Here is a 12,596-nt window from a genome sequence, read left to right as displayed (position 1 = left end):
CGCAGGGGACCGCGTCCCACCCTGCCCGGCTGCCCATCGTCTCTCCGTCGGTCACATGCCCGGCTGCTCCACCAGGGTGAAGACCAGCACCGTCCGGCCATCGACCAGCACCGCCCGACCGGCCAGATGCATGCGCTCGTCCCCCGCCCCGTCGGCGACGCGGGTGTCGAGCACGCAGCGCCAGCCGCGGCCCCCCGGCACGTCGGGCAGGGTGACGGTCAGGGTGTCGGCATGGGCGTTCAGCACGATCAGCAGGACACCGTCGGACAGCGGCTGTCCGTCCGGTCCGACATGGCCGCCGGCGCGCCCGTTCAGCAGCAGGACGATGCAGCGCGCCTGGGTGTTGCGCCAATGCTCCGCCGTCTTCTCCACCCCCTGGGCATTATACCAGACGATGTCCTTCAGCCCGTTGGCCGCGGTTTCCCGCCCATGCAGGAAGATGGGACGGCGCAGCACCGGATGGACACGGCGCAGCGCGACCAGCCGGCGGACGAAGGACACCAGCGACCCGTCGCGCTTGCCCCAGTCCAGCCAGGTGATGTCGTTGTCCTGGCAATAGGCGTTGTTGTTGCCGCTCTGGCTGTGACCCAGCTCGTCGCCGGCCAGCATCATCGGCGTGCCCTGTGACAGCATCAGCGTCGCCAGCAGGTTGCGCTTCTGCCGCGCCCGCAGCTCGTTGATGCCGGCGTCGGCGGTCTCGCCCTCCGCCCCATGGTTCCAGGAGCAGTTGGAGGAATGGCCGTCGCGGTTCTCCTCGCCATTCGCCCAATTGTGCTTGTCGTTGTAGGAGACGAGATCATGCAGGGTGAAGCCGTCATGAGCGGTGATGAAGTTGACGCTGGCCCAGGGGCGGCGCCCGCGCTTCTCGAACAGGTCGGCGGAGCCGGCGATGCGGCCGGCGAGTTCCGGAAGCATGCCGTCGTCGCCGCGCCAGTAACGTCGGACGGTGTCGCGGTAGCGGTCGTTCCACTCGGCCCAGCCCGGCGGGAAGTTGCCGACCTGATAGCCGCCGGGACCGACATCCCACGGTTCGGCGATCAGCTTGACGTCAGCCAGCACCGGGTCCTGGCGCACGGCGTCGAGGAAGCCCGATCCCGGATCATAGCCGTAGGGCTCGCGCGCCAGCACGGTGGCGAGGTCGAAGCGGAAGCCGTCGACATGCATCTCCGTCACCCAGTAGCGCAGGCTGTCCATCACCAGCTGGACCACGCGCGGATGGCTGAAATCCAGCGTGTTGCCGGTGCCGGTGTCGTTGATGTAGTGGCGCGGGTCGTCCGGCATCAGCCGGTAATAGCTGAGATTGTCGATGCCCTTGAAGGACAGGGTCGGCCCCAGATGGTTGCCCTCGGCGGTGTGGTTGTAGACGACGTCGAGGATGACCTCGATCCCCGCCTCGTGCAGGCGGGCGACCATCGTCTTGAACTCCGACAGGACGCCGGTGTTCATGTAGCGCGGTTCCGGCGCGAAGAAGCCTATGGTGTTGTAGCCCCAGTAATTGGTCAGGCCGCGGGTGACGAGATGCTGTTCGTCGGCGACGGCCTGGACCGGCAGGAACTCCACCGAGGTGATGCCGAGCGCCCGCAGATACTCGACGACGGCCTGGGTCGACATGCCGGCGAAGGTGCCGCGCAGATGGGTCGGCACGTCGGGGTGGCGCATGGTGAAGCCGCGGACATGGGTCTCGTACAGCACCGTCTCGGTCCAGGGCACCCGGCGGTGGCGGTCGTGACCCCAGGTGAAGGCGCCGTCCACCACCCGGCATTTCGGCATGCCGCGGGCGTTGTCGCGCCGGTCGAAGGACAGATCCTCCTTGGTCGAGCCGACCCGGTAGCCGTAATGGGCGTCCGACCATTTGAAGCCGCCGAACAGCGCCCGGGCATAGGGGTCGAGCAGCAGCTTGTTCGGGTTGAAGCGGTGCCCCTCCTCCGGTTCGTACGGCCCATGGACACGATAGCCGTAGAGCAGGCCGGGCCGGGCGTCGGGGAGATAGCCGTGCCAGACCTCGTCGGTGTGTTCCGGCAGGGTGATGCGCTCCACTTCGCGCTGGCCGGTCTTGTCGAACAGGCAGAGCTCCACCCGTTCGGCATTGGCGGAGAAGATCGCGAAATTGACGCCGAACCCGTCCCAGGTGGCGCCGAGCGGATGGGGCTTGCCGGGCCAGACCGGGGTGCGGGCGGAAATGGGGGGCATCAGCGGGCGGCCTGTGTGGTGGAGGTCGTGGAGATGATCGTCAGGGCCAGCGATGCGGCGGGGCGGCGAATGGAACGTTTGAAACAGCATGAAACAGATTTCGCGGGGCGTTCCACTGTTCCACGCCCGTGGCGGCAGGGCGCCGCGCGGTCCGCCAGCCGGGTGCGCCGCGCCTCATCGATGGAGGGGAAAGTGATCCTGTCGACCATCAGCCAGCGCACGCCTCACCGGTTCCCCGAAAAGACACAAGGGATCCAATAAGAAAGCCTCCCCCCGGCGGCGTCAAGGGAGGTTGGCAACGGGAAGAGGAGGCTATTGCGCGCGTCTCCCTCTCCCCAGGCGGGAGAGGGTTGAATTTCCTACTCCGCCTTCCGCTCCAGAATCAGCGTCGACAGCGGCGGGATGGTCAGGTCCAGCGAGTGGGTGCGGCCATGCCAGGGCATCTCCTCGGCATAGACGCCGCCGCCCGGATTGCCGACGCCGCTGCCGCCGTATGTCGCGTCGTCGGTGTTCAGCCGCTCGACATAGCGGCCGGGCAGCGGCACGCCGACGCGGTAGCCCTGGCGCGGCACCGGGGTGAAGTTGCAGACGGCGATGACGATGTGCCCGGACTGGTCGGCCTTGCGCAGGAAGGTGAAGACCGAATTCTCGTTGTCGTTCGATTCGATCCACTCGAAGCCGGACGGGTCGCAGTCGGTCCTGTGCAGCGGCGCCAACTCGCGGTAGAGGTGGTTGAGGTCGCGCACCAGATCGCGCATGCCCCGGTGCGGCGGCTGCTCCAGCAGATGCCAGTCCAGGCTGCGCGCCTCGCTCCACTCGTTCCACTGGGCGAACTCGCCGCCCATGAACAACAGCTTCTTGCCGGGATGGGCGAACATGAAGCCGTAATAGGCGCGCAGATTGGCGAATTTCTGCCACTCGTCGCCCGGCATCTTGTTGATCAGCGAACCCTTGCCATGCACCACCTCGTCATGGCTGAGCGGCAGCACGAAATTTTCGGAGAACTGATAGATCAGCCCGAAGGTCATCTGGTGGTGATGGTAGCGGCGATGGATCGGGTCGTTCTGCATGTAATGCAGCGTGTCATGCATCCAGCCCATGTTCCATTTGTAGCCGAAACCGAGACCACCGAGATATGTGGGCTTCGACACCATCGGCCATGAGGTGGACTCCTCCGCCACCGTCATCGCCCCCGGCTGCTGGCCATAGACCAGCTCGTTCATGCGCTTGAGGAAGGCGATGGATTCGAGGTTCTCCCGGCCGCCGAACCGGTTGGGGACCCATTCGCCCTCCTTGCGGCTGTAGTCGAGATAGAGCATCGAGGCGACGGCATCGACGCGCAGCCCGTCCAGCCTGTACTGGTCGAGCCAGAACAGCGCGTTGCCCAGCAGGAAGTTCTGCACCTCCGTCCGGCCGAAATTGTAGATCAGGGTGTTCCAGTCCTGGTGGAAGCCCTGGCGCGGGTCGGCATGCTCGTACAGGTGCGTACCGTCGAAATCGCCCAGCCCGTGCGGGTCGGTCGGGAAATGGCCGGGCACCCAGTCGAGCAGCACGCCGAGACCGGCGCGGTGGCAGGCGTTGACGAAGTCCTTGAAATCCTCGGGCGAGCCGTGGCGGGCGGTCGGCGCATAGAGGCCGATGGGCTGGTAGCCCCAGGACCCGTCGAACGGATGCTCGGTGACCGGCAGAAGCTCGATATGGGTGAAGCCCATGTCCTTGGCGTAGGGGATCAGCCGCTCCGCCAGCTCCTGATAGGTCAGGAAGCGGTTGTCCTCCTCCGGCACACGCGCCCAGGAGCCGAGATGGACCTCGTAGATCGAGATGGGGGCGGTGCGGTCCGACGACGACGGCTTATGGCTCTGCCAGTCCTGGTCGCGCCATTCATAGGGCGGCAGGCCATGGACGACCGAGGCGGTGGCCGGGCGCATCTCCGCCTGGAAGGCGTAGGGATCGGCCTTGGCCGGCATCAGGGTGCCGTCGGGTCCCCGGATCTCGAATTTGTAGCGCTGGCCGGCATGGGCGCCGGGGACGAAGATCTCCCAGACGCCGACCTCGACGCGCCGGCGCATCGGCAGGCGGCGGCCGTCCCAATTGTTGAAGTCGCCGACGACGCTGACGCTGCGGGCGCTGGGCGCCCAGACGGCGAAGGAGACACCGGCGACGCCGTCGACCTCGCGCGGATGGGCGCCCAGCTTCTCGTAGGCGCGCAGATGGGTGCCCTCGGCCAGCAGATGGACGTCCAGCTCGCCCAGCATGTTGCCGAAGCGGTAGGCGTCCTCGAACTCCTGGGTCGCCAGCGGGTATTGGACGCGCAGGCGGTAGCGGAAACGCTCGGTCCGGCCGGACAGCACGGCACGGTGGAAGCCGTCGGGATGGATGCGCTCGGCCTCGCCCGCCGGCTCGCCGGTGGCGCTGTCGATCACCCACAGCTTTTCGGCGCCGGGCACGAAGGCGCGGACCTCGACCGGGCGGCCGGGGGCCTCCTGCTGCATGCCCAGCACGGCGAAGGGGTCGCCATGGCCGGCCCGCGCGATGGCGTCCGCCGCCGCGCGCAGGGCTTCCTCCCAAGGGTCGGCCCAATGGTCGGCAGGGGGAACGGGGGGCCGCTGATCGGGGGAACGGCTCCCGGAGACGCCGGTCTGCGCCTGGTCCTTGCGGGTGTCCGTCGTCATGTCGCTCGCCATTGGCCAAGTGCCCTTCTTCGTGGAGGCCCTATCGTCTTCATGGACCGTTGATCGTTCACCGTCCAGCCGGAACGCCGTCTCCCGACAAGAACATACCCGCGGCGGTTTCGTCACACCATGCCCGCCTCCTTGGCGTCATCGAGCAACCCCAGCACGCCCTTCACCGGGATGCCGATCCAGTTCGGCCGGTTCGCCGCCTCGTAGCCGATCTCGTAGAAGGCCTTCTCCAGCAGGAACAGGGTCAGCAGGCCGCGGGCGGCGTCTTCCCCCAAAGGCCAGGCCGGGCAGCCCTCGATCGCCTTGCGGTAGCCGTCGAGGAAGGAGTCGATGCTGCGGCGTTCCCAGTCGCGGGCGGCGGCCAGCGCCGGGCTGTCGCCGCTGTTGGCCCCCTCGCCGGCGCTGTCCAGCCGGAACAGCGCCGCCCAGGCGGCATAGTTGAAGGAGCGCAGCATGCCGGCCACGTCGCGCAACGGGCTGGATTTGGCGCGGCGTTCCTCCAGCGTCTTGGCCGGCTCACCCTCGAAATCGAGGATATACCAGTCATTCTGGGCGCGGACGACCTGACCCAGATGATAGTCGCCGTGGATGCGGGTCTTGACGCCGCCGGGCGGCATCGACGCCAGTGCCGAAATGCGGTCCATCGCCTCGGCCCGGCGGGCCAACACCTGTTCGGCGTCGGTCCGCACCTCGGCCGGCAGACGCTCCAGCGCCCCGGGCAGGGCGGCGAAGGCGGCCTCGGCCTGGATACGGACGGCGTCGCCCCAGCGCGCCAGATCCGCAGGCGTGATCGGCTCCGGATCGAAGGCCGCGTTGCCGGTGCTCCGCGCCAGCGCCCGGTGCAGTTCGGCGGTGCGTTGGCCCAGCGTGGTCATCATCACCAGATGCATGCCGAAGGGTTCCCCCGATTCGGCGGCGTCCTCGGTGGTGCCGGCGACGCCCAGGCGGATGTCCTCCAGCTGGCGCTCCAGCTCCTCCACCGTGCTGGCCCAGCCGTCGCCCTGGTTGCGGACGAAGGCCTGGGCCACCGCCAGCGCGGTCGGCGTGCCGTCGGCGGCGACCTGCTCCACCGTGCCCAGCAGGGCCGGGGTGTTGGCGAAGCCGACCCCGGTGAGGAAACGGCCCATCTCGACCTCGGGATGCTCGCCCTCGACCAGACGGCGCAGCACCTTCACCACGATCTGGCTGTCGACCAGGACGGAGGTGTTGCTCTGCTCGACCCCCAGGCGCCGAACCTCGGCCTCGGGCGGCAACTCGATGGCGGTCAGCGCCTCGGTCGGGGAGAAGCGGATGGCCCCCTCGCCGGCGGTTGGTTTCAGCGTGTCGCCGCGCCGCAGCGCCTCGATCAGCGCCAGGGCGAAGCCGTCGGCCTGCACCGCGTCATAGATGGCGCCGGTGCGCGGGCCACGCCGCACCTTGCCCAGCGTGTAGGGCAGCAGCGGCCAGCCGGGGCCGCCGGCCCCCTCCTCCCAGCTCATCGCCATCGGCAGGAAATAGCTCTGGTCGGCGGCATCGCCATCCAGCCAACTCCCACTCAGCCCCACCCGCGTCCGCACCAGCATGAAGCCCTCGCCCTGTCCCGGAAGCTGGGCGGCGAGCGTGACGTGCGAGCGGGTGATGCGGCGGTCCTTGGCGGAGAACCAGCGCTGCTTGGGCAGGAAGGCCTGGAGGATGTCACGGCCGAGATCGTCCGCCGCCCTGCCGGTGGTCAGGCTGTGCCAGCCGTCACGCACCACGATGGTCAGCAGATCCGGCACCGGCTCCGGCGGAGTCTCGTGCCAGGTCGGCAGTTCTGCCTCGGCGGTGAGCGCGAACCAGTAGAAGCCGTAGGCCGGCAGCGTCAGCAGATAGGGAAGGTCGCCGATCGGCGGGAAGACGGTGCGGCCGAGCAGCTCGACCGGGATACGGCCCTTCCAGGCCTTCAGGTCGAGCTCCACCGCCTGGGCCGAACGCGACAAATTGGCGACGCACAGCGCGATCTCCGACCCGCCTTCCGTTTCCAGGGAGCGGATGTAGGCCAGGACCTTGCGGTTGCCGGGATAGAGCAGTGAGAAGCCGCCACGGCCGAAGCTCTGCCGCTGCTTGCGCACCGCCACCAGCCGCTTCATCCAGTTCAGCAGCGAGGAGGGGTTGCGGGCCTGCGCCTCGACATTGAGCGCCATGAAGCCGTAGATCGGGTCGAGCACCGCCGGCAGATAGAGCCGGGCCGGGTCGGCGCGCGAGAAGCCGCCGTTGCGGTCGATCGACCATTGCATCGGCGTGCGCACGCCGTCGCGGTCGCCGAGATAGATGTTGTCGCCCATGCCGATCTCGTCGCCGTAATAGAGCACCGGCGTGCCGGGCATCGACAGCAGCAGGCTGTTCAGCAGCTCGATCTTGCGGCGGTCATTCTCCAGCAGCGGGGCGAGGCGGCGGCGGATGCCGAGGTTGATCCGCATGCGCCGGTCGGCGGCGTAGAAGTTCCAGAGATAGTCGCGCTCGCTGTCGGTGACCATCTCCAGCGTCAGCTCGTCATGGTTGCGCAGGAAGATCGCCCACTGGCAGTCGGCCGGGATGTCGGGGGTCTGGCGCATGATGTCGGCGATGGGATGCCGGTCCTCCATCGCCACCGCCATGTAGATGCGCGGCATCAGCGGGAAGTGGAAGGACATGTGGCATTCGTCGCCGCCCTTTTCCGGATCGCCGAAATAGGGCAGCACATCCTCCGGCCACTGGTTGGCCTCGGCCAGCAGCATGCGGTCGGGATATTCGGCGTCGAGCGCCGCGCGGATCGCCTTCAGGACGTCGTGGGTCTCCGGCAGATTCTCGTTGTTGGTGCCCTCGCGCTCCTTCAGGTAGGGGATGGCGTCGAGCCGCAGCCCGTCCACCCCCATGTCCAGCCAGAAGCGCATCACCTTCAGCACCTCCTCCAGCACTTCGGGATTGTCGAAGTTCAGGTCGGGCTGGTGCGAATAGAAGCGGTGCCAGTAATAGGCGTTGGCGACCGGATCCCAGGTCCAGTTGGATTTCTCGGTGTCGCAGAAGATGATCCGCGTGCCCTGGTATTTCTGGTCGCTGTCGGACCAGACATAATAGTCGCGGTGGTTGGAGCCGGCCGGCGCCTCCCGCGCGCGCTGGAACCAGGGATGCTGGTCGGAGGTGTGGTTGATGACCAGCTCGGTGATCACCCGGATGCCGCGGTTGTGGCATTCCTCCATGAAGCGCCGGAAATCCTCCAGGGTCCCGTAGGTCGGGTTGACCGAGGTGTAGTCGGCGATGTCATAGCCGTCGTCACGCAGCGGCGATGGGTAGAAGGGCAGCAGCCACACCGCCGTGACGCCGAGATCCTGGATATAGTCCAGCTTCTGGGTCAGGCCGGCGAAATCGCCGATGCCGTCATTGTCGGCGTCGAAGAACGCCTTGATGTGCAGCTGATAGATGACGGCGTCCTTGTACCAGAGCCGGTCCTGCCGATCGATCATGGGTCCAGCACTCTCGAAAAGCGATTGACGGAACAGGTGTCACGCGAACACCGGACGGAAACACGCCAACGGCCCGAAGGTTTCATCCGGACGGAACGCCAATGCGGGACATCGCCGGTCGGCATTGGGGGTTTGAACCCGCGGCTTGGCCCTGCGCTTGGACGTCGATTGACGCCAACGGATTAAGCGGGCAGGGTGGGCGAACCCACAACCTTACGCCTAAGGCTGACCGGATACATCATGCTGGGTTCCTTCATCGTCGTCACCGGCGGCGACTCCCGCTATTGTCCGCTGATCCGCGAGCTGATCGCCTCGCTGCGGGTGTTGAAGCCGGCGGCGGAATGCCCGATCGGCGTGATCGACGCCGGTCTGACCGCCGAGCAGATCGCGGAGCTGAAGGCGCTGGGGACCAACGTGGTGACGCCGCCCTGGCCGGTCAGCATCCCGGCGCACAGGCTGCGCAACCGCATCCATCTGAAGGCCAATCTGGCCAAGCTGCATCTGCCGACATATTTTCCCGGCTATGACACGGTGATCTGGATCGACGCCGACGCCTGGGTGCAGGATTGGGAGGCGGTGGAGATGCTGCGGCGGGGGGCCGCCCTGAACCGCTTCGCCATCGTCGCCCAGTTCGGCCGCTTCTCGGAGACGGAGCTGCGGCTGGACTGGCTGTTCGGCCGTTTCGCCCGGGTCCGCTCCATCCTGTTCAAGAACGCGTCGCGCGCCGGCCTGACCACGGCCGAATGCCGGGCGCTGGCGACCCGCCCGACGCTCAACGCCGGCGCCTATGCCCTGAAGGCCGACGCCCCCCATTGGGAGGCCTTCCAGCGCTGGCAGAAACGGGTTCTGCGCAAGGGCCGGCTGTTCACCTCCGACCAGCTGGCGATGGCCGGCGCCATCTATCTGGACGGTCTGCCGGTGGAACTGCTGCCGGAATGGTGCAACTACATCGGCCCCTGGCGTTTCGATCCGGAGCGGCGGGAGCTGGTCGAGTATTACCTGCCCAACCGCCGCCTGGGCATCGTCCACATGGCGGGCGAGGACGCCATGCGCGCCGACCCGTCCGTGCTGCGCCCGGTGCTCGACATGCAGGACCGTCCCCATCAGTTGAGCCTGCGCCATCCCGCCTGGAAAACGGCGGCGGCGGAGCGGAGGACGGAGGCGGTTTAACCTTCGACACCCTCACCCGCCGACCAGCCGCGCGAGATCGCGCACCGCGCGGTCGAGCGCGGCCGGGTCATGGGCGGCGAACCCCAGAAGCAGGCCATTCCCGGCGGCGGTGCCGGAGTCCCGATAATAGCCGGACAGGGCCGGCGTGGTCAGGCCGATGCCGGCCGCGCGCCGCGCCAGGACATGATCGGGGCGGCCCGGCGGCAGGCGGAGCAGGACGTGCAGACCGGCCTCCCCGGCCTCGGCGGTGGCGAGGCCGGCGAAGGCACCGGCGATGGACTCCAGGAAGGCGCCGCGCTTGACGGCATAGAGCGCGCGCATGGCGCGCAGATGCGAGGCGAAATGGCCGTCGGCCAGGAAGCGGTGCAGGGCCGCCTGCGGCACCACGCTGGTCCCGCCGTCGAAATGGCGCCGGGCCGCGCGCACCGGCTCCACCAGATCGGGCGGCACCACGACATAGCCGAGCCGCAGCGCCGGAAACATCACCTTGCTGAAGCTGCCGACATAGATCACCCGGCCGGCACCGTCCAACCCCTGGAGCGCGGCCAGCGGCGGGCCGGCATAGCGGAACTCGCTGTCGTAATCATCCTCGACGATCCAGGCGTCGCGCGCCGCCGCCCAATCCAGCAGGCGCAGCCGGCGCGCCAGGCTCATGGTCACCCCGAGCGGGAACTGGTGGGACGGGGTGACCAGCGCCAGCCGGGCCGCGGGCCCGCCGGCCATGCCGGCGGCGACGTCGATCCCCTCCCCATCCACCGGCACCGGCACCAGCCGCGCCCCGGCCCCCAGCAGGGCGGCGCGGTTGCCGGGCCAGCCCGGCTCCTCCACCCAGGCCTCGTCGCCGGGGTCGAGCAGCAGCTGGGCCATCAGCGCCAGCCCCTGCTGCGCGCCGGACACGATGACCACCTGCTCCGGCTCGCAGCGCACGGCCCGGACGGCGCGCAGATAGGCGGCGATCTCCACCCGCAGCGGGGCATAGCCCAGCGGGTCGGGTTCCGTCGCCAGCACCCGCCCGCCCTGGCGCCAGCAGCGGCCGAGCAACTGCGCCCACAAGGCGAAGGGGAAGACGCCGAGATCCGGCGTGCCGAGCGCGAAGGGCCGCCCCACCCGGTCGCGCGCCAGGGCCGGCGCCTCGGCCAGCGCCCGGCCGCGGACGGACAGGCCGATGCCGCGCCGGGCCTCATCCCGCACGATAGCGCCGGGCACGGCGTCGGGCAGGGAGACGGCGACGAAGGTGCCGGCGCCGATCCGGCCGGTGACATAGCCCTCCGCCAGCAGCGTGTCATAGGCGGTGACCACCGTGTTGCGCGACAACCCCCAATCCGCGGCAAGCGCCCGGCTGGGCGGCAGGCGTTCCCCCGGACGCAGCCGGCCGTCCAGCACCGCCTGCCGCAGCGCGCGGTAGAGCTGGCGGTGCAACGGCTCGGCCCCGGCGCGGTCGAGGGCCATGGGTCCGAGGCTGGACAGGACCGGGCGGGCGGAACGGGCCAAGACGAGCCTTCCTGAAAGGGGGGAGCGGGGAAATTGGTCCCTATGGAATCGTTATTCCGGACCTTTCGGAGGAGCCATTTTGCCGCCCATTCTGGGCCATCGCAACAGTTCCGGCCCCGAGCACGAGAGCGAGACCATGACCAGCCCTTCCGCCGACTCCCCCACCACGCTGTCCCAGACCCCGCGCACCCGGCCGGTGCGGCTGGGCGACCGCGTCACCCATGCGTTGGATCCGATCCGCTCCATCATCGACGAGGCGCCGATCTGCCATGTCGGCTTCGTCGACGACGCCATCAAAGGTCAGGGCGCCGCCTCCCCCATGGTGATCCCGACGGTCCCCTGGCGGGTGGGAGACGAGTTGATGATCCATGGCGCCTCCTCCAGCCGGATGATCCGCCGCTTGCAGGAAGGGGGCGAGGCCTGCATCACCCTGTCGCTGATCGATGGCTGGGTGCTGGCCCGCTCGGCCTTCCACCACTCGGTCAACTACCGCTCGGTCATGCTGTTCGGCCGGCCGCGGCTGGTGGCGGAGGAGACCGAGAAGCGCGCCGCCCTCGACGCGCTGATGGAGAAGATCGAGCCCGGCCGCAGCGCCAAGGTGCGGGCGCCCAACGCCCAGGAACTGAAGGCCACATCCGTGCTGGCCTTCCCCATCGCCGAGGCCTCGGCCAAGCGCCGCTCCGGCCCGCCCGGCGACGATCCGGAGGACATGGACCACCCGGTGTGGGCCGGTGTGGTGCCACTACGCCTGACCGCCGGCGAACCGGAACAGGACCCGGCCCAGATCGCCCGCTGACGGATCACGCGCCGACCGATCACACACGGACGGCATCGCCGGAAAAAGCCGGCTGAAACGGAAAAAGGCCGCGACCGGGAAGCCCGGCGCGGCCTTTTTCCTGCGATTCCCGCACAGGCGGGAAAGCCGTTCCGAAACCCCCGGAACGGCCCCCCGCCAACCGTCCTTAGGACGACGGAGCGTTCAGCAGGCGCGGCAGGATCTGCGCGCGACGGTTGGACGGCTCGCGGACGTTCGGACCGGTCTGGACCAGCAGCTGGCTCTCGCCCTTGCCTTCGGTCGTGATGTTGGCAGCCTGGATGCCCTTGGCGACCAGGGCCTTCTTGACCGCGTCGGCACGACGGACCGACAGCTTTTGGTTGTAGGCCGGCGAACCCGAGGTGTCGGTGTGGCCGACGACCTGGATCTTGGCGCCACCGTTCTTCAGGATGGCCGACACCGCGTCACCGATCACGCGATCGGCGGCCGGGGTGATGGTCGACTTATCCCAGTCGAAGAACACCAGATATTCGCTCTGCACCGCGGCGACGGCGGCCGGGGCCGGGGCGGCAGCGGCCGGCGGGCACGGATAGCTGCCCTGATGGATGACATAGCCGCCGTCAGCGGTGCGGGCGGCGACGCCTTCCGCAACCTGACCGGTCCAGCCGATCACCGGGTTGCACCACTGGGTGCCCTTGCCGACCAGGCTCGCGTCCTGGGCATTGGCAGCCGCCGACAGACCGAAAGCGACGACGGCGGCCGGGATGGCAGCCAGACCCGCGCGAACAATAGTCTTCATGTCTTCACTCCCTTCCAGAAACCCTTCCC

At 68.6% G+C, this 12,596-nt stretch carries 8 protein-coding genes; 2 read left to right on the top strand and 6 right to left on the bottom strand.

Annotated features, from left to right (window positions below; translation table 11 throughout):
- Positions 1-51 precede the first annotated feature (51 nt).
- The 4 genes from glgX to treS form a co-directional block, all read right to left on the bottom strand.
- Positions 52-2,190 (bottom strand): glycogen debranching protein GlgX, encoded by a 2,139-nt coding sequence (glgX, locus tag AZL_RS15650; RefSeq protein ID WP_042444438.1) that lies wholly within the window; start codon positions 2,188-2,190, stop codon positions 52-54.
- Positions 2,190-2,411, bottom strand: a complete 222-nt coding sequence (locus AZL_RS35580) for a hypothetical protein (RefSeq protein WP_148219430.1) — start codon at positions 2,409-2,411, stop codon at positions 2,190-2,192. The genes glgX and AZL_RS35580 overlap by 1 nt, the downstream gene beginning before the upstream one ends.
- 138 nt (positions 2,412-2,549) lie before the next feature.
- Positions 2,550-4,862, bottom strand: coding sequence for a 1,4-alpha-glucan branching protein GlgB (gene glgB / locus AZL_RS15645; RefSeq protein ID WP_247894377.1), 2,313 nt, complete (start codon positions 4,860-4,862; stop codon positions 2,550-2,552).
- Positions 4,863-4,984: 122 nt separating this feature from the next.
- Positions 4,985-8,332 carry a maltose alpha-D-glucosyltransferase gene (gene treS, locus AZL_RS15640; protein WP_012975473.1) on the bottom strand — a complete coding sequence of 1,116 codons (3,348 nt, stop codon included), beginning with the start codon at positions 8,330-8,332 and terminating at the stop codon, positions 4,985-4,987.
- Between the two features lie 240 nt (positions 8,333-8,572).
- Between treS and AZL_RS15635 the strand changes: the two genes are divergently transcribed.
- The gene (locus AZL_RS15635) at positions 8,573-9,502 is read left to right on the top strand and encodes a glycosyltransferase (protein WP_042444027.1); all 930 of its coding nucleotides are present in this window, start codon (positions 8,573-8,575) and stop codon (positions 9,500-9,502) included.
- Between the two features lie 12 nt (positions 9,503-9,514).
- Here AZL_RS15635 and AZL_RS15630 read toward each other — a convergent pair whose 3' ends face one another.
- Positions 9,515-10,993: a PLP-dependent aminotransferase family protein gene (locus tag AZL_RS15630; RefSeq protein ID WP_148219428.1), complete on the bottom strand. Its 1,479-nt coding sequence runs from the start codon at positions 10,991-10,993 to the stop codon at positions 9,515-9,517.
- Between the two features lie 136 nt (positions 10,994-11,129).
- Between AZL_RS15630 and AZL_RS15625 the strand changes: the two genes are divergently transcribed.
- Entirely contained in the window at positions 11,130-11,789 is a 660-nt protein-coding gene (locus AZL_RS15625) for a pyridoxamine 5'-phosphate oxidase family protein (RefSeq protein ID WP_042444434.1), read from the top strand.
- A 166-nt stretch (positions 11,790-11,955) separates the two neighbouring features.
- Here the strand turns inward: AZL_RS15625 and AZL_RS15620 are convergent, their stop codons facing one another.
- Positions 11,956-12,567, bottom strand: a complete 612-nt coding sequence (locus AZL_RS15620) for an OmpA family protein (RefSeq protein WP_012975469.1) — start codon at positions 12,565-12,567, stop codon at positions 11,956-11,958.
- Positions 12,568-12,596 lie beyond the last annotated feature (29 nt).

Origin of the sequence: Azospirillum sp. B510, from assembly GCF_000010725.1 — a bacterium.
In the GTDB taxonomy this organism is placed as follows: Bacteria; Pseudomonadota; Alphaproteobacteria; order Azospirillales; family Azospirillaceae; genus Azospirillum; species Azospirillum lipoferum_B.
The sequence above is the reverse complement of the archived record's forward strand: the minus strand, read 5'-3'. Positions and strand labels throughout refer to the sequence as shown.